Source organism: Nonomuraea sp. NPDC050404 (genome assembly GCF_040655495.1).
GTDB lineage: Bacteria > Actinomycetota > Actinomycetes > Streptosporangiales > Streptosporangiaceae > Nonomuraea.
The window spans coordinates 15500-31476 of the sequence record NZ_JBFAKB010000030.1 but is presented as its reverse complement, the minus strand read 5'-3'; the positions used below and the strand labels follow the sequence as shown (position 1 = coordinate 31476).

The window sequence follows — 15977 nt, the reverse complement described above, 5'->3', positions numbered from 1 at the left end:
ACGGACGACGACGAGGAGCTCAAGCATGACCGACGCCGAGGCCATCGAGGTGGTACGCGCCCGTACCAACAACCTGCGGGATGTGTCGGTGCGCATCCCCAAGGGGCGGCTCATCGCCTTCACCGGGGTGAGCGGCAGCGGCAAGACCTCGCTGGCCATCGACACCCTGCACAACGAGGCCCAGCTGCGATATCTTGAGGGCCTCTCGCCGTTCGTGCGGCAGTACATCACCCAGCGCAACCGGCCCAAGGTCGATCGCATCCTGGGACTCGGCGTGACGCTCGCGGTCGACCAGCGCCGCCTGAACCGCAACCCCCGCTCCACGGTCGCCACGATCACCGGCATCGACGGGCATCTCGGACTGCTGTACTCGCGCCTTCCCGCGATCGGCGCGGAGCGTGCGGACGGGCACCTGACGACCGCTCACTTCGACCGCGACACGCCGGAAGGAGGCTGCGCGGACTGCCATGGGGTCGGCGGGCGGTGGCAGGCGCAGGAGGACCTGGTCATCACGCGTCCTGAGCTGCCGCTCTTCGAGGGAGCCTCACCCTGGTACGCCAAGTGGCGCTCGGGAGAGCACGCGTTCGTGCCGGCGCTCGCCGAGAAACGGGGCGTGGACCTCGGCCGGCCGTGGAAGTCGCTGCCCGAGGAGTTCCGACACTGCGTGTTGTACGGCACGGGCGAGGAGAAGATCGAGGCGACCGTCAACATGACGAACAAGAACGAGACGGCCCAGGTGACCTACACCTCCAGCCAGCCGCTGCGGGGCGCGCTCGCCGAGGTGGAGCGCGTGTTCGTGAACGCCCAGACCTCCAGTGCCAAGCAGCGCTACCTGGCGTACATGCGCAAACAGCCGTGCGGCACCTGCGGCGGCAGCGGGTACGACCGGGCGGCCCGCTCCGTACGGCTCGGCGGGCTGACCTACCCCGACCTGATCGAGGTGGAGGTGCGGCAGGTGCGCACCTGGGCGGAGCGCGTGGCCGGCGACCTGGACGCCCGGCAGCGCGAGGTGGGCGAGCCGCTGCTGCAGGACCTGGGCCGCAGGCTCGGCATCCTCGACCGGCTCGGCCTGGCCCATCTCCAGCTGTCCCGCAGCGCGGCGACGCTGTCCGGCGGCGAGCTGCAGCGGACCAGGCTCGCCGCTCAGCTCGGCACCGAGCTGAGCGGCATCACCTTCGTCCTGGACGAGCCGGGCACCGGGCTGCATCCGGCGGACAAGGCGCACCTGCTCGACATCGCCCTGGAGCTGCGCCAGGCCGGCAACACGGTGCTCCTGGTCGAGCACGACCCCGAACTGATCGCGCGGGCCGACTGGGTGATCGACATGGGGCCCGGCGCGGGCCGCCTCGGCGGTGAGGTGCTGGTGTCGGGGCCGCCCGCCGACGCGGCCGCCCACCCGGCGTCGCTGACCGGACGCTACCTGGCGGGACGGGGACCTCGGCTGCGCCGCACCCGCCGCCCGACCGGCGAGGACACCGGCTGGGTGGAGCTGTACGGCCTGCGCGCGCACAACGTGACCGCCGACCTGGTACGTATCCCCGCCGGCCGGCTCACCTGCCTGACCGGGGTGAGCGGCAGCGGCAAGAGCAGCCTGCTCGGCGCGCTGGCGGAGGGTGTGACGGCCGCGTTGAACGGGACGGTGACCGACGCGGTGCGGCAGGTGACCGGGCTGGCGGGGTTCGACTGGGTTGCCGTCGTCGATCAGGAGCCGCTCGGGAGGACGCCGCGGTCCAATCCGGCCACCTACAGCAAGGCGTTCGACATCGTCCGCAAGTTGTTCGCCGGGACGGACGCGGCGCGCGGGCTCGGGGTGAACGCCTCCTGGTTCAGCTTCAACACCGCAGGTGGCGGACGTTGCGAGACCTGCACCGGCTATGGCCGTAAGCTGGTCGACATGCACTTCCTGCCGGATGTGTGGGTGGTCTGCGACGCGTGCGAGGGCCGGCGCTACAAGCCGGAGGCCCTGGACATCAGGTATCAGGGCCTGGCCATCGACCAGGTGCTGGAGCTGACCGTCGCCGAGGCCGTGGAGCGGTTCACCGGACCCCGGCAGCTCGCGGAGACCCTGGGAGCCCTGAACCTGGTCGGGCTCGGCTATCTCCAGCTCGGCCAGAGCGCCACGGAGTTGTCCGGCGGGGAGGCGCAGCGGCTGAAACTGGCCTCCGCGATCCAGCGCGGCGCCGCGAGCCGCAAGGCCGGCCTGGTCGTACTCGACGAACCCGTCTCGGGCCTGCACCCGTCCGACACCCAGCGGGTGGTGGACGCGCTCGACGTACTGCTCGACTCGGGCAACACCGTCGTCGTGGCCGAACACGACATCCCCGTCGCGGCCTGCGCGGACTGGGTGATCGACCTGGGGCCTGGGGCCGGTCCTGACGGGGGAGCGGTGGTCGCGGAGGGCAGCCCTGACGCCGTCGCGACCGCCGGCACGCCGACCGCCGCCTTCCTCCGGCGGTACGCGGCGGGCCTGCCGCTGTTGTCAGAGACGCGTCTCGTGCCCGTCAACGATCAGGAAGAAGCCGCCCTGGCCGGTTGCGCCGGTTGAGCTCGACGGTGCGTCGGGGGCTTACCGCCGGGGTGACACCGTGGCGGTCGCCTGCGCGGACAGGTAGAGGCAGGTGGAGATCAGCCTGATCAGGTCCACGGTGCCGGCCACCTCGCGCACGAGGCCCACGCCGCTCAGGCGCCGCGCCTCGGGCACGTACATCGCGTAGTCGCAGGCCAGCGGGGTGGTGAAGTCGATCTCGACGCGCAGGTTGTCCGGTACGGGCAGGCACTCCAGCCCGGCGCGGCCGGACACTGCGTCGCGGGCGGCGGCCCTGATGCGCTCGGTGGCCACCGACGGGTGTGAGGAGGTCGCCGCGTGAAAGCCCGCCGCCCGCTTGACCGGCACGGTCAGCACGCCGGGCAGCGCCTTGGCCGCCGTGGCGCAGACCAGCTCGTCGCCGGTGACCAGGCCGACCGGCACGCCGAGCGACGCGGCATGAAGCGCGTTGACCTCCAGTTCGCCCACCGGCGCGCCGTTCACGCGGATCTCGCGGAAGCTGCCGGAGAAGCTGTGCGCCAGCACGCCCTGCTCTCCCGCCGCCGCGTGATAGCCGATGAACAGGGCGACCGCGTCGCCCTCCGTGATGCCCTGCATCATGGCCAGCGGCTTGGGCGAGCCGGTCACCACCTGGGCCCGCGGGTCCAGATCGGCGTGCAGGAGGTTGTCCATGCTGCCGTGGCTGTCGTTGATCACGACTTCCTCGGCGCCGGCGTCGAAGGCCCCCCGGATGGCGGCGTCGGCCTCGGCGGTCATCAGGCGCTGGGCCAGCGGGTAGCCGGTGCCGCCGCGTACGGCCTGGTCGAGGGTGGCGACGCCCGCTACGCCCTCCATGTCGATCGAGATGAAGACTCGCATGCCCGTCATCGTAGTGACGTGCCACACGCTCGCGATCATGCGCCGGCACGGCTGCCCGGCCGCCGGATCGGCTCAGCAGCGCCAGGCCGCCACGGCGTCGGTCAAGCCACGCCGCCGCGGCGTCGGTCAGGCCGGGTCGTGCGGCGGCCCCTCTTCGTCCGCCATGCGGCCGAGCAGGCGTTGCGCGAACAGCTGGTTCGCGTGGTGCTGCTGCTCGTTGAGGGTGCGCTCACCGTAGGCGGCGAGCAACGAGGAGACGTCGGCGCCGAACCCAATGTCGGGCCAGTTCTCCAGGAGGGGCCGGTACAGCGTCACCATGTCCTCGGCGACCTGTTCGATGCCCTCCTGCGGCGTGTCAGGGCCGAGTTCGGCGAAACGCCGGAGCAAATCCGTGGTGGCCGGGGTGAAGAGGGAATGCTGAGCCATGGCGCCGGCGAAGGCGGACGTCCCGGTCTCGCCGAGCAGGTGGGAGATCAGGACGACCTGCTCGTGCTCGTGACGCGCCGCGTCGGGGGAGACGTCGGCGATGGCGCTGAGGGTGGGTCCGAAGGCCGCCATTTCCGGCGGGAGGTCGGGCAGCGCGCCGTGGCTGCGGAGCCGGGCGATGGCCGCCCGCCGTCCGGCGAGCCGCTCCATCTCGGCGGCGGCCTGCTGGTCCAGCTCGTCGAGCAGCTTGTCGGCGGCCCCGGGATTGTCGAGCACGTCCGGCAGTGCGGCGAGCGGGAGGCCGAGCTCGGTCAGGCGGGTGATCCGCAACAGCCTGACCAGGTGACTCACGTCGTAGTCGCGGTAGCCGTTGACCGAGCGTTCTGGTTCGTCGAGGATCCCGATCTGGAGGTAGTGCCGTACGGTGCGGATGGTGACCCCGGCGAGTGCGGCCAGTTCACTGCTGCGCAACGGTCTGCCCCTTCGCTTCCCTTTCGGTCGGTACGCAGTGTAGCCGGATGATTGGCGGCCGGCCGTCTGCGTACACTGACCGGCATGGCATGCCGCATCAGTGAGCTGGTCCTCGACGCCGCCGATCCCGAACGGCTCGCCGCGTTCTGGAGCGAGGTCCTCGGCTACGTCGAGCTCGGCCGGGAAGACGACGGAAGCATCGAGATCGGGCCGCCCGGCACCGGTTTCGGCGGCCCGCTGCCCACCCTCGTCCTCAGCCCCAGCAGCGACCCGCGGCCGGGGAAGCTCCGCCTGCACATCGACGTCAACGCCACGGACCGCGACCAGGACGCCGAACTTGAGCGCCTGTACGCCATCGGGGCGACCAAGGCCGAGGTCGGGCAGAGCGGCGAGGAGTCGTGGCATGTCCTGGCCGACCCGGAGGGCAACGAGTTCTGCCTGCTCCGCCGGCGCCTGGACCCGGTGTAGGCGGGGGGTCCGCGTGCCCGGCGGCTCGGACAGAGGTCATCGCGTGCCCGCCGGCTCGGACAGGAGCCCGGCGCGGTCACGGGACGGGCGCCTGTCGATCGCCCAGACGGCCAGCGCGCAGGCCGCGAATCCGGCCCCGAGGAGGCTGGCGCCCGCCCAGCCGTGTCCGGCGAAGACGGCAGTGGTGGCGGCCGCGCCGAGAGCCGAGCCGAGCGAGTAGAAGACCATGTAACCGCCGATGACACCGCTGGTGCGATCCGGATGCGCGGCGGTGAGCAGGTGCTGGTTGCTCACATGCACGGCCTGGACCGCGAAGTCGAGCACCACGATCCCGGCGATGAGCGGCCACAACGACCACGGCAGCTGGGCGATCGCCGCCCACGAGCCGATGAGCAGGGCGAGCGCGAGCCCGGTGATCGGGACGGCCCGTCCCGCGTCCGCCCACCGTCCCGCGCGTGCCGCGCCGAGCGCGCCGGCGAGCCCGGCGACGCCGAACAGCCCGATCTGGCTCTCGCTCAGTTGCCACGGCGTGCCCGCCAGCGGCAGGGACAGCCCGCTCCACAGGGTTCCGAACGAGGCGAACAGGAAGAACGCGATGAGCCCGCGCGTCAGGAAGACGCGCCGGCCGAACAGCGTGCCGAGTGAGACGAGGGCCCGCCCGTACGCCGCGGGCCGGTTGGGCCGTTCCTCCGGCGGCAGCACGGCCAGGACGAGGGCCGCGAGCCCGAGCGACAACACCGCGAGCACGGCGTAGACGCTCCGCCAGCCCCACACCTCGGCGAGCGCGCCGGTGACGATCCGGGCGCCCAGGATGCCGGCCACCACGCCCGAGGTCACGACGCCGATGGTGCGTCCGCGTTCGGCGGGCGGCGAGATCGACGCGGCGTAGGCCACCGTGGTCTGCACCACCACGGCGAACACGCCGGCCGCCGCGAGCCCGGCGAACGCCACCCACGCGGCCGGCGCCGAGGCCGTCAGGATCATGCCCGCCGCGGTGAGCGCCAGATGCGCGGCGATGAGCCGGCGCCGGTCGAGCACGTCACCGAGCGGCACCAGCAGCACCAGCCCCGCCAGGTAGCCGACCTGGCCGGTCGCCACGATCCACCCGGTGAGTTCCGCCGGCACTCCGAGATCGTGTCCCATCGGCTGCAGAACCGGCTGCGCGGCATAGATGCTCGCCACAGCGACACCGCACACCACCGCGAGCAGCAACCGCCGCCCCACGTCCATCGACCCTCCCGAATAAGTAGCAAATTGCAACCATTTCGACCGTACGGCATGATGGTTGCAAACCGCAACTCATTGGGAGGGAGCCATGTCGCGCACCCCGGACGCCGGCTGGACCGACCCTGAATGCCCCGTCGCCCGCACGCTCGACCTGGTCGGCGACAGGTGGAGCCTGCTCGTCGTCCGCGACGCGATGGACGGGGCGCGGTCGTTCACCGAGTTCCAGCGGCGCACCGGCATCGCCCGCAACATCCTCACCGACCGCCTGCGCAAGCTCACCGCCCACGGGCTGCTCGCCCAGCGCACCGCGCCATCGGGCCGCCGCCAGGAGTACGTGCTCACCGACGCCGGCCGCGACCTCTTCCCGGTCATCCTCACCCTGCGGCAGTGGGGAGAGCGCCACGCCTTCGACGCAGGCGAGCCCCACTCCACGCTTGTCGACCGGCACGGCACTCCCGTGCCGGAGATCGCGCCGGCCGGCGCCGACGGCACTGCCCTCGGCGCCGACACCACCCACGTGCGCAAAGCACGGTAGAAGAGTCCGTTATGCCAGGCGGCCGAAGATGTGGTTGGCAGGGGAACCGGGATCGTCCCCATAGAAGAACTCGGACGCCGCCTTGTGGTACTCGGCCCGCGACAGGGCTCCGGAGGCGTCGAGGTCGAGCGTGTTGAACACCTCGGCGCACTCGTCGTCGGAGGCCCGGCCCGTGCTGCCGAAGATGTGCGTGAACTCGGTGAGGCTGATCGCGCCGTCGGCGTCGCCGTCGGCCAGGTCGAAGAAGAGGTCGGCGACCGGCGCGAGCTCTTCGGGGTAGCGGGCGCGGTCGGCGAAGGTGGCGGCGAACGCCTGCGTCAGCTCCGCCGTGGTCACCATGTCGTCCTTGTCGGCGTCGGCGGGGGCGATCACGAACTCCCAGAACCGGTGCATGGTCTCGTGCATCTGCCGTGCCTGCGGGGAGTCCGGTGGAATTCCTCTGGCCTGGATGTAGCGTTCGCTCATCGTGACGACGTCCTGCCGGGTGATCGCGCCGTCGCCGTTCACGTCCGCGGCGTGGAACCACCGCTCGTACTTGCGTTTACGCAGCTCATTCATAGATTCACGGTAAATCTGCGGCATCGGTTCCGCCAGCGGCAGCTTCTTGGGCAAACAGGATGAAGTGTCCGGTCTATGCCCTGCGGACGTCCTGGTTCGTGCCCGGCAGGGACAAGAGCATGAGCGGGAGAACGCTTTCTCGACGCCAGATCAGGAGATCCATGAGGAAGGCACTTGCCGTGTTGGCGGTGACCGCCGCGGTCACCCTTGTCGCTCAGCCGATCCCCGCCGGAGCATCGCTGACCAGCCGGCGCACCACATCGTCAGGGTGCGACACCATCAAGGACAAGGACGCGGCCATCCGCGGCCTCGCCGAGTACGTGAACGGCAGATGGAAGCTCGGCATCAAGACCCAGGACTACGAGCTGCGGCCGTTCGAGGCGGGCTGCGTCATCCAGCCCAAGGGCGCCGCCCCCATCACGATGGACAAGGATGGCGGCTCGGTGACGGTCAGCGTGCTGGAGACCGCGCCCCCCGAGGCATCGTCTCCGGGCGGCGGCGTGAGCGTCCGGCAGGAGGCCACGTGGAGGGAGCCCACCTGCCGCGAGACCTTCGACTCGGAGGGCATCGGGAAGATGCGCGCCTGCACACAGTGGGGCCGCATGGACTACGAGGGCGCGACGCACATCAACTACGCCTTCAGGAGCTACGCGTCATGCGGAGCGCGTGAGGGCGGCCCCATCGCGACGTACGTCTCCGAGTGCTACGTGGAGACGGACCCCCTCTCGCCGACCTCCACCACGCTGGTCTGGAACGACTGGAGCCCGAAGTCGACGACCGAGTTCAACCCCTGCGGAAGCCTCGCTCTCAGCCTGGGAGTGGGGCCGGTCAACGCCGGCTACACCGTCAACACCTGCGAAAAGCTGGTCCCGGCTTGGGGCACGTACGCCCCTGACTTCAGGGCCACCTGGAAGGGTAAGTCGTACTTCGCCGAGGACGTTCGGGAGACGGCCGCGATGGTCGGCTTCTGGAGCCGCGGCACCAGCTCACCCAGCATCTACGCGCGGCACGGATACACGGTCGCCGTCGGTCCTCCGGGCCGCTGAACCGACGGATCGCCCGGTTCGAGGCATCGAACCGGGCGATCGTTTGCGCTTATATACAACCGATCGGTCGTTAATGTAGTTTGTCCTCCATGACGCAAGACGGCCGGCGGTTGCGCGGGTTGCGGAGCCGGGAGGCGATCCTGGAGCAGGCGGTGGCGCTGGCGTCCGTGGAAGGGCTCGACGGGCTCTCACTCGGACGGCTGGCGGCGGCGACCGGCACCAGCAAGTCCGGATTTTTCGCACACTGGCGTGACAAGGAGCAGCTGCAGCTCGACGCCGTGGAATGGGCCGCCCGCCAGTGGACCGAGCACGTGGTGGTGCCCACGCTGCGTGCCCCGGCCGGGGTGCGGCGGGTGTTCGCGCTGCACGAGGCGCGGCTGCGCTTCTACGAGGACGGCGTGCTGCCGGGCGGCTGCTTCTTCTTCACCGTGCAGGCCGAGTTCGACGACCGTCCCGGGGCGGTGCGCGATCGGGTGGCGCGGGCCATGGGGGAGTGGCTGGGGTTCGTCCGGCACCAGGTGGAGCAGGCCGTGGCGCTGGGCGAGCTGGCCGGGGACGTCGATCCGGCGCAACTCGCGTACGAGATCGACGCGCTCGGCGAGATGGCCGTCGTCCACTCCCGGCTGCACGGCGGGGAGCTGTCCCTCCTGCACGCCCGCCGCGCCGTCCTGCAACGCCTGCGCGCGCTCTGCCCCGACCCAGCACTTCTACCGGAGGACTGATCATGATGGACAACGACGGCGTGTACGAGCCGGTCCAGGTGCATTTCGACGACCTCGACGCCATGGGCCTGTTGCACAACTCGCGCTACGCCCTGCTGGTCGAGCGGGCGATCGGCGCCTTCTGGCAGCGGCTCGGCTGGTCACCGGACGCCGGGCGGTCGGCGTTCAGGGATGTGTACCTGGCCGTGCGCGAGTTCAAGGTGACCTATCACGTGCCCATCGCGGGATCGGGTGACGTCCAGGTGCACTTCTGGATGGATCGTATGGGCCGTACGAGCGGGATCTACGGTTTCCGGGTGTTGTCGGCCGACCGCACGGTGGTGCATGCCGAGGGCTACCGGGTCAACGTCAACCTCGACCCCGCCACGTTCCGGCCCGCGCCCTTCAGCGATGAACTGCGCAGCGCCGCCGGACCTCTGATGCGGCAGGCGGTGGCGGCCGGGTCGTGACGGCCGCGGTTCGTTCCGCTAGACGGCCTTGCCGGGGGCGATGTAGAGGTTCATGCCGGTGAAGTCGAGGGTGACGTTGTAGGGCTTGTAGAAGCTGTGGAAGAAGGTGACCGGCACGTCGAACCCGAGGGGGTCGAGCTTCGAGTTCGGGTTCGTGTAGCAGTAGACGTCCCTGGCGGCGGCGTCGCCGAGGCGGATCTCCTTCGGGTAGCACGGGTAGGCGACGGCCGGGTGGCTGTGGGCGAACGTCTCGATCGGGCGGTCACGGTCGGTGCGGATCCGCAACCGCTCGGCCGTGTCCCCGTGCGTGGCCGCGGCCGGCTCGCTGCCTCCGCCGATGGGCACGGCCACCACCCGTGGGCCGGAGCCGGCGATGCTGCCCCTGCTGTAGACCATGTGCTCGCGGGCCAGCCACATCGGCAGGGGCTTGGCGGCGGCACGGGCCCTGGCGACCGTTTCCGGAGTGTTGCGCCGCAGGATGAGTTGCCGGCCCGCGTAGTCGAAGGTGGTCAGGAAGTGGTAGAAGACCCACGTGCCGATCATGCCGTCGTTCTCGGTGGTGACGTCGCCGCCCGACTCCCATTCCATCCACGCCACGGGGAGGTTGCGCACTTCGATGCCGCCCAGCTTGAACGACTCCAGGATTCCGCCGTGCCGCCAGGCTTTGCCGTTCAGGTAATCGATCTTTGAACTGGCGATGGGGCTCAGCCCGGCCTCCTTGGCCACCGTCGCGGAAACGCTCAGTGACGGAGCGCCGGTGTAGAACGTGAAGCGCTTCGGCGGCCCGCCGTTGACCGACGCCTCCACCAGCGGCTGCGGGTCCATCTGCAGCCAGCTCACCTGCGCGAGGTCGCCGTGGATCTGGTACGGCTCGCCGCGTAACGCCCCGAACACCTTGGCCGCGCCCTCGTCCCCGGCCGCCTGCCAGTGGGGCGCGGAGAGGGCGAACTTGTCCTGCCGCATGTAGCAGTCGGCCAGGAACCGGTTGGCGTCCTTGTCGCCGGGCGCCACCTCGATGGCCAGCTTGAGGTATCGCTCGGCCTCGGGGAACCGGTTGGACAGCAGCCCGACGAAGCCGCGCCGCCGGGCCGCGTGCAGGTTCCTGGGATCCGTTCTCAGCATCTCCTCGTACGCGCGCCCCGCCTGCTCGAACTTCCCGGCCTTGAACAGCGCGTCCGCGTCATCGCCGGCCTGCGCAGCGGCCGCGCCGCCGCCCAGCAAGGGCGCGGTCGCGGCGGCACCCGCCACCACGGCGGCGCCCCGGAGCAACGAACGCCGATCCCACGCTCCGTAATCAGCCACACCTTCTCCTCTCCCTTGATCACTTTCCGTCCCACTGTCGACCGGCTGTGTCCCCGCCTCATCCGCGCCACGTCATGGTCGTGTCACACCGGCTATGCAAGTGCATAGTATGCTCGCCGTACGCACAACTTCTTGTGCGAACGAATAGGAGTCATGGGCAGTGACGACACCAACACCCGACCCTGAGGACCTGACCGCCCGCGCGCGGATCAGAGACGCCGCACTGCGGCACTTCGGGGAGCACGGCTTCGAGGGGGCGACAACCCGGGCGATCGCCGAGACCGCCGGCGTGTCCCCGGGGCTGCTGCGCCATCACTTCGGCACCAAGCAGAAGTTGCGCGAGGCGTGCGACGACCACCTGGTCAAACTGATCAGCAGGATCAACGAGCAGGTCAGCGCCGACACCGGAGTCAGCGGCGTCAACTACGTCGGGGCCTCCATGGCGGCGATCGGCCCGTACCAGCGATACCTGTCCCGTGCCCTGACCGAGGGGCGGGCGGAGCCGGTGTTCGACGCGATGGCGCGGATGGGCGAGCAGTGGCTCGCCCGGCTCGACGAGCGCCGCTCCGACACCCCCTTCGCGAACCGGAAGGCCAGGGCGACGGTGGGCACCGCGATGGCCCTGGCCGTCGGCATCCTGCACGAGCACGTCTCCCGTGGGCTGGGCGCCGACGTGTCCAGCGAGGAAGGCACCCACCTGCTCGCCCTGACCGTGCTCGACCTCTACTCCCACCCCTGGCTCGGCCAGGAGGAGGCCGCCGCCTACCGCGACGCCCTGAACAGGACCGGAGCGCAAACCAAGGAGCACCCCGGTGAGTGACGCGATCTCAGTGACGGGCCTGGTCAAGACGTTCGGCGGCACCCACGCGCTGGACGGCCTCGACCTCGTCGTGGGCGCCGGCGAGGTGCACGGCTTCCTGGGGCCCAACGGCGCGGGCAAGAGCACCACGATCCGGGTCCTGCTCGGCATGTTGCGCGCCGACGCGGGCTCTGCGCGGCTGCTCGGCGGCGACCCGTGGGCCGAGGCGGCGGAGCTGCACCGCAGGCTGGCCTACGTGCCCGGCGATGTCACGCTGTGGCCGAACCTGTCGGGCGGCGAGGTGATCGACCTGCTCGGACGGCTGCGCGGCGGCCTCGACGAGCGGCGCCGCGCCGAGTTACTGGAGCGCTTCGACCTGGACCCGCGCAAGAAGTGCCGCACCTACTCCAAGGGCAACCGCCAGAAGGTCGCCCTGGTCGCCGCGCTGGCCTCCGGCGCCGAACTGCTCATCCTCGACGAGCCCACCTCCGGCCTGGACCCCCTCATGGAGGAGGTCTTCCGCGAGACGGTACGCCAGGAGCAGCGCCGCGGGGACCGTACCGTGCTGCTGTCCAGCCACATCCTGGCCGAGGTCGAGGAGTTGTGCGACCGGGTGACCATCATCAGGGACGGGCGCACGGTCGAGAGCGGCACCCTGGCCGACCTGCGCCATCTCACCCGCACCTCCATCCGGGCCGACCTGGCTGCGCCGGCCGAGGGGCTGGCGGGCCTGCCCGGCGTGCACGGCCTGCGCGCCGAGGGCGACCGGGTGTGGTTCGACGTCGACACCGGCGCCCTGGACGACGTGCTGCGGCACCTCACCGACAGCGGCGTACGCGGCCTCGTCAGCAGGCCCCCCACGCTGGAAGAGCTGTTCCTGCGGCACTACGACCGGCGCGCGGGAGCGGCACGATGAACCCGCTCACCGGCACCGGCCACCTGGCCCGCCTGGCGCTGCGCAGGGAGCGGGGCATCGCCCCCTGGTGGATCCTGCTGATCGTGGCCCTGGGCCTGGCGATGGTCGCCTACGTCGACCGGAACATGGGCACCTACCAGCTCAAACTCGCCTATCTCGACGTCATCCGCGGCAACGCGTTCCTGCGGGGGCTCGGCGGCGCGTCCGTCGAGCCGCGGCTGGAGGTGCTCGCCACGTGGCGCAGCGGCGGGTTCCTCTACCTGGCGAGCGCGCTGGCGGCCGTCATGTCCGTCGTCCGGCACACCCGCGCGGAGGAGGACGCCGGCCGCGGCGAGCTGGTCCGCTCGGCCGTCGTGAGCCGTCCCGCCCAGCTGACCGCCGCGATGCTGGTGGCGGCGGGGGTCAGCCTGACCGGCGGGCTGGTGACGGCCGGCGTGCTCATCGGGATCGGGCTCGAACCGGCCGGTTCGCTCGCCTACGGCGCCGCCATCGCGGTGGCCGGCTGGGTGTTCGCCGGCATCGCCGCCGTCGCCGCCCAGCTGGCCCGCGACGCCCGTACGGCGACCGCGATCGGCCTGTCGGTGCTCGCCGTCTCCTACGTGATGCGCTACGCCGGCGACGCGAGCGGGCAGCCCTGGCTGAAAAGCCTGTCCCCGATCGGCTGGAGCCATCTGGTGCGGCCCTACCAGCACGAACGCTGGTGGATGCTCGGGGTCTCCATCCTGGCCGGCGCCGCCCTGCTCGCCGTCGCCTACCGGTTGCTCGGCCGCCGCGACCTCGGCGCCGGGCTGCTGCCGGAACGCCCCGGCCGCGCGCGGGCCCCGGAGCTGCGCGGCCCGATCAGCCTGGCCTGGCGGCTGCACCGCGGCCTGCTGGCGAAATGGGCGGCCGGGGTCGCGTTCTTCGCGGCGGCGGGTGCGGCGCTGAGCCCGCTGGCCCGGGATCTGCTGGCACGCCCCAGCATTGTGGTGGACAACATCAGGAACACCCTGGGCATGCCGGGGAACGAGCTGCTCGGCGCCTACTCCTGGTACCTGATCCTGATTCTCGCCTACGCCATCGCCCTCTACCCGGTCCTCATGACGCTGCGGCTGCGCGCGGAGGAGAGCTCGGGCCGCGCGGAGGCCGTCCAGGCCACCCCCGTGACCCGGCTCCGGTGGGCGGCCGGGCACCTGACCGTGACCGGGCTCGGCACCGCGGCGCTGCTGGCCGTGGCCGGGCTCGTGTTCGGCACGCTGTACTCGGTGCTCGTCGGCGACCTGGCCGCCGACCTGCCCCGTTTCCTGGCCGGGGCGCTGGGGGCAGTGCCGGCCGTCTGGTGTGTGGGGGCGGTGTCCATGCTCGCGTACGGGCTGCTGCCGCGGGCGAGCGTGGCGATCTCCTGGATCGTCTGGATCATGACCGCCGTGCTCGGGCAGGTCGCGGGCCCCCTGTACGGGCAGTGGGGCGGCAGCCCGCTGGAACCGCTGCACTACATCCCCAACGCCTTCACCGCGACACCGCCGGACGCCGTGCCGGTCCTGACCCTGCTCGCCGTCACCGCGGTCCTGCTCGGCGGCGCGCTGCTCGCCCTTCGTCGCCGCGACTTCCAGTAAGGGGTATATTCTCTTTTTAACGGTTACTGGGAGGCGGGTGAGGCATGCGGATCTCCATCACCGACTATGCGGTGGGGGCGGCCCTGGCGGGCGATCTCGCCAACACCTCACCCACCGTGCAGACCACGGCGGGCGACACCCTGCCCACCCCCGAGGCGTTGCTGAGCTTCCTCCAGGAGCATGAGCTGCGGCTCGACGCCCTGGCGGACGGGCGGACGCCGACCGACGGCGACGTCCGCGAGGTGCACCTGCTGCGCAGGGAGGCGCGCGGCGTCGTGGAGACCGAGACGGAGGAGCAGGCGGTCGCGGGCGCCATCGTGTTGTCCAGACGCGCCGGCCTCAGCCCGGTGCTGGACCGCGACGCCGGCGGACGCTGGCAGTGGTACGTCCCCACCGCGCCGGGCGCGTCGCCGGCCGGGGAACTGGCCGCGATCATCGGCGTCGGCCTGCTCGGCGCCGTACGGGCCCTCGGCCACGGCCGGTTCCGCGCCTGCGTCGCTCCCGGCTGCCGCGGCGTGTTCGTCGACACCAGCCGCGGCGGGCGGCGCGTCTACTGCATGCCCGACCTGTGCGGCAACCGCCTCAACGTCGCCAACCACCGCGCCCGGAACCGACTTCCCACTCGATGAAAGAGAACCCGATGCAGAATCCGACCTCCGACCGGCCGCCACTCGCGGGCGCCTTCCAGCTTCCCGACGGCACCTGGATCCGCGGCCGCGGCCTGCGCCATCCGCTCCCGGAGGGCCCGACGCCCGCCTTCGGCCTGTACCTCGGCTCCGACCGGCTACGCCGCCGCCACGAGGGTGAGCTGCGGTGGCCGCAGGAGTGGATCGACTGGCCCGACTTCCTGCTGCCCCGCGACCGCGACCTGGCCGTACGGCACATCCGCGCGCTGCACGACCGGGCGCGGGCGGGCACCGCGGTGGAGGTCGCCTGCGGCGGCGGCATCGGACGCACCGGCACGGTCATCGCCTGCCTCGCCATCCTGTCCGGCCTCGACCCGGCCGACGCCGTCACCTGGACCCGCGAGCACCACCACCCCCGGGCCGTCGAGACCCCGTGGCAGCGCCGCTGGATCCGGCGCTTCCCGCCGTCGCCCGGCGGGTATTCGGTTGCGGAACCTGAGCAGGGTCGACAACCATCGCACGGTGAATGATCGCCTTTCTGACGAGACACCGGCACCCGTCGCGTACGTGCGCGACCTGCTTCAGGAGAGAGGTGGGAGTGACTCCCACCTCCTACCGGAAGGCGTACACGAAAGGCCCGTAGCTCAGACGCGGGCGGATTCGGTGATGAGCCCGGCGACGGCGTCCGGGTCGTCGGACATGGGGACGTGGCCGCAGCCCGGCAGCGAGCTGACCCGGGTGCCGGGCGGAAGCTGGTCCAGGTGGCGGGAGCGGCGCAGCAGCAGGAGGTCGCGCGAGCCGAACGCGACGGTCGTCGGAACGCTGAGCGGTGCTCCCGCCCGGTAGCAACGTCTGGCGACGGCCTTGGAGGTGGCGTGGAAACCGGGGCAGCGGCCCATGCCCCAGATGTTGGTCCGCGCGTGGTCGGGAGTCATCCGGGCGGGCCGCCCATGGGTCTGGGCGAAGACGACGAGACGTCCCGGACGGTAGTTCACCAGGTGCGACAGCACGCCCTCGCCGTGCTCGGTGAACCACCGGATGGCGTGCAGGCTGGCCCGCTGGTACACCGGGGTGGCGCCGCGCCACAACCCGGCCGGTGAGATCAGCGTCAGTGACGCCGCCGGGCAGAGCTGGGCGAGTTCGAGTGACACCCATGCGCCGAGCGAGTGGCCGACGAGGTGCGGGTTGGTGATGCCGAGCTCCCGCAGGAAACCCGCCACGATCGCGGCCAGCGCCGCCGGAAGCGGCTCGACGTGCGACGGCAGCGGCTCGGAGTCCCCGAAGCCGGACAGATCAACGGCCAGCACGTCGAAGCGCTCGGCCAGCACGGGGATGACGGGGTCCCAGACGTGCCGCGAGGATCCGAGGCCGTGCAGTAACACCAGGGGCGGGCCCGTGCCGGCACGGGTGAACGCGAGCGAAGACATATTCTCT

Annotated in this window: 17 protein-coding genes; 11 read left to right on the top strand and 6 right to left on the bottom strand. The window is 71.4% G+C overall.

Annotated elements, in window-relative coordinates:
* Positions 1-25: 25 nt before the first annotated feature.
* Complete coding sequence (locus tag AB0I81_RS51240; RefSeq protein ID WP_360674726.1) at positions 26-2545, top strand: excinuclease ABC subunit UvrA; 2520 nt, start codon at positions 26-28, stop codon at positions 2543-2545.
* 21 nt (positions 2546-2566) lie between these two features.
* Here AB0I81_RS51240 and AB0I81_RS51235 read toward each other — a convergent pair whose 3' ends face one another.
* A complete protein-coding gene (locus AB0I81_RS51235; protein WP_360674723.1) occupies positions 2567-3403 on the bottom strand; it encodes a M55 family metallopeptidase in 837 nt (278 codons plus the stop codon).
* Positions 3404-3529: 126 nt separating this feature from the next.
* Entirely contained in the window at positions 3530-4300 is a 771-nt protein-coding gene (locus AB0I81_RS51230) for a MerR family transcriptional regulator (protein WP_360674720.1), read from the bottom strand.
* An 84-nt stretch (positions 4301-4384) separates the two neighbouring features.
* Here AB0I81_RS51230 and AB0I81_RS51225 point away from each other — a divergent pair, with 84 nt between their 5' ends.
* The gene (locus tag AB0I81_RS51225; protein WP_360674717.1) at positions 4385-4768 is read left to right on the top strand and encodes a VOC family protein; all 384 of its coding nucleotides are present in this window, start codon (positions 4385-4387) and stop codon (positions 4766-4768) included.
* Positions 4769-4804: 36 nt separating this feature from the next.
* Here the strand turns inward: AB0I81_RS51225 and AB0I81_RS51220 are convergent, their stop codons facing one another.
* Positions 4805-5998: an MFS transporter gene (locus AB0I81_RS51220; RefSeq protein WP_360674714.1), complete on the bottom strand. Its 1194-nt coding sequence runs from the start codon at positions 5996-5998 to the stop codon at positions 4805-4807.
* Positions 5999-6083: 85 nt separating this feature from the next.
* Here AB0I81_RS51220 and AB0I81_RS51215 point away from each other — a divergent pair, with 85 nt between their 5' ends.
* Positions 6084-6530 carry a helix-turn-helix domain-containing protein gene (locus AB0I81_RS51215; protein WP_360674711.1) on the top strand — a complete coding sequence of 149 codons (447 nt, stop codon included), beginning with the start codon at positions 6084-6086 and terminating at the stop codon, positions 6528-6530.
* A 9-nt stretch (positions 6531-6539) separates the two neighbouring features.
* Here the strand turns inward: AB0I81_RS51215 and AB0I81_RS51210 are convergent, their stop codons facing one another.
* Entirely contained in the window at positions 6540-7088 is a 549-nt protein-coding gene (locus tag AB0I81_RS51210; protein WP_360674708.1) for an EF-hand domain-containing protein, read from the bottom strand.
* Positions 7089-7249: 161 nt separating this feature from the next.
* Between AB0I81_RS51210 and AB0I81_RS51205 the strand changes: the two genes are divergently transcribed.
* The 3 genes from AB0I81_RS51205 (at position 7250) to AB0I81_RS51195 (ending at position 9305) form a co-directional block, all read left to right on the top strand.
* On the top strand, positions 7250-8134 hold the full coding sequence (locus AB0I81_RS51205; protein WP_360674705.1) for a hypothetical protein: 885 nt from the start codon (positions 7250-7252) through the stop codon (positions 8132-8134).
* Between the two features lie 89 nt (positions 8135-8223).
* Positions 8224-8856: a helix-turn-helix domain-containing protein gene (locus tag AB0I81_RS51200; protein ID WP_360674703.1), complete on the top strand. Its 633-nt coding sequence runs from the start codon at positions 8224-8226 to the stop codon at positions 8854-8856.
* A gap of 2 nt (positions 8857-8858) precedes the next feature.
* Positions 8859-9305, top strand: a complete 447-nt coding sequence (locus AB0I81_RS51195; protein WP_360674700.1) for a thioesterase family protein — start codon at positions 8859-8861, stop codon at positions 9303-9305.
* Between the two features lie 18 nt (positions 9306-9323).
* Here the strand turns inward: AB0I81_RS51195 and AB0I81_RS51190 are convergent, their stop codons facing one another.
* A complete protein-coding gene (locus AB0I81_RS51190; protein WP_360674697.1) occupies positions 9324-10607 on the bottom strand; it encodes an aspartyl protease family protein in 1284 nt (427 codons plus the stop codon).
* Between the two features lie 160 nt (positions 10608-10767).
* Here AB0I81_RS51190 and AB0I81_RS51185 point away from each other — a divergent pair, with 160 nt between their 5' ends.
* From AB0I81_RS51185 to AB0I81_RS51165, 5 genes are read left to right on the top strand one after another with little or no spacing between them, the layout of a single operon-like run.
* On the top strand, positions 10768-11427 hold the full coding sequence (locus AB0I81_RS51185; RefSeq protein ID WP_360674694.1) for a TetR/AcrR family transcriptional regulator: 660 nt from the start codon (positions 10768-10770) through the stop codon (positions 11425-11427).
* Positions 11420-12322: an ABC transporter ATP-binding protein gene (locus AB0I81_RS51180; RefSeq protein ID WP_360674691.1), complete on the top strand. Its 903-nt coding sequence runs from the start codon at positions 11420-11422 to the stop codon at positions 12320-12322. The genes AB0I81_RS51185 and AB0I81_RS51180 overlap by 8 nt, the downstream gene beginning before the upstream one ends.
* Positions 12319-13917, top strand: a complete 1599-nt coding sequence (locus tag AB0I81_RS51175; protein WP_360674688.1) for a polyketide antibiotic transporter — start codon at positions 12319-12321, stop codon at positions 13915-13917. Before AB0I81_RS51180 ends, AB0I81_RS51175 begins: the two co-directional genes overlap by 4 nt.
* Before the next feature lie 44 nt (positions 13918-13961).
* Complete coding sequence (locus AB0I81_RS51170) at positions 13962-14546, top strand: CGNR zinc finger domain-containing protein (protein ID WP_360674685.1); 585 nt, start codon at positions 13962-13964, stop codon at positions 14544-14546.
* Positions 14547-14557: 11 nt separating this feature from the next.
* Positions 14558-15073: a protein-tyrosine phosphatase family protein gene (locus AB0I81_RS51165; protein ID WP_360674682.1), complete on the top strand. Its 516-nt coding sequence runs from the start codon at positions 14558-14560 to the stop codon at positions 15071-15073.
* 114 nt (positions 15074-15187) lie between these two features.
* Here the strand turns inward: AB0I81_RS51165 and AB0I81_RS51160 are convergent, their stop codons facing one another.
* Positions 15188-15970, bottom strand: coding sequence for an alpha/beta hydrolase (locus tag AB0I81_RS51160; protein ID WP_360674679.1), 783 nt, complete (start codon positions 15968-15970; stop codon positions 15188-15190).
* Positions 15971-15977 lie beyond the last annotated feature (7 nt).

Bases quoted from the DNA above. Each gene is read 5' to 3' on its own strand.
- AB0I81_RS51160 (WP_360674679.1), bottom strand. From the start codon at position 15,970: ATGTCTTCGCTCGCGTTCACCCGTGCCGGCACGGGCCCGCCCCTGGTG.
- AB0I81_RS51205 (WP_360674705.1), top strand. From the start codon at position 7,250: ATGAGGAAGGCACTTGCCGTGTTGGCGGTGACCGCCGCGGTCACCCTT.
- AB0I81_RS51220 (WP_360674714.1), bottom strand. From the start codon at position 5,998: ATGGACGTGGGGCGGCGGTTGCTGCTCGCGGTGGTGTGCGGTGTCGCT.
- AB0I81_RS51240 (WP_360674726.1), top strand. From the start codon at position 26: ATGACCGACGCCGAGGCCATCGAGGTGGTACGCGCCCGTACCAACAAC.
- AB0I81_RS51200 (WP_360674703.1), top strand. From the start codon at position 8,224: ATGACGCAAGACGGCCGGCGGTTGCGCGGGTTGCGGAGCCGGGAGGCG.
- AB0I81_RS51165 (WP_360674682.1), top strand. From the start codon at position 14,558: ATGCAGAATCCGACCTCCGACCGGCCGCCACTCGCGGGCGCCTTCCAG.
- AB0I81_RS51175 (WP_360674688.1), top strand. From the start codon at position 12,319: ATGAACCCGCTCACCGGCACCGGCCACCTGGCCCGCCTGGCGCTGCGC.
- AB0I81_RS51235 (WP_360674723.1), bottom strand. From the start codon at position 3,403: ATGCGAGTCTTCATCTCGATCGACATGGAGGGCGTAGCGGGCGTCGCC.
- AB0I81_RS51195 (WP_360674700.1), top strand. From the start codon at position 8,859: ATGATGGACAACGACGGCGTGTACGAGCCGGTCCAGGTGCATTTCGAC.
- AB0I81_RS51215 (WP_360674711.1), top strand. From the start codon at position 6,084: ATGTCGCGCACCCCGGACGCCGGCTGGACCGACCCTGAATGCCCCGTC.
- AB0I81_RS51170 (WP_360674685.1), top strand. From the start codon at position 13,962: ATGCGGATCTCCATCACCGACTATGCGGTGGGGGCGGCCCTGGCGGGC.
- AB0I81_RS51225 (WP_360674717.1), top strand. From the start codon at position 4,385: ATGGCATGCCGCATCAGTGAGCTGGTCCTCGACGCCGCCGATCCCGAA.
- AB0I81_RS51210 (WP_360674708.1), bottom strand. From the start codon at position 7,088: ATGAATGAGCTGCGTAAACGCAAGTACGAGCGGTGGTTCCACGCCGCG.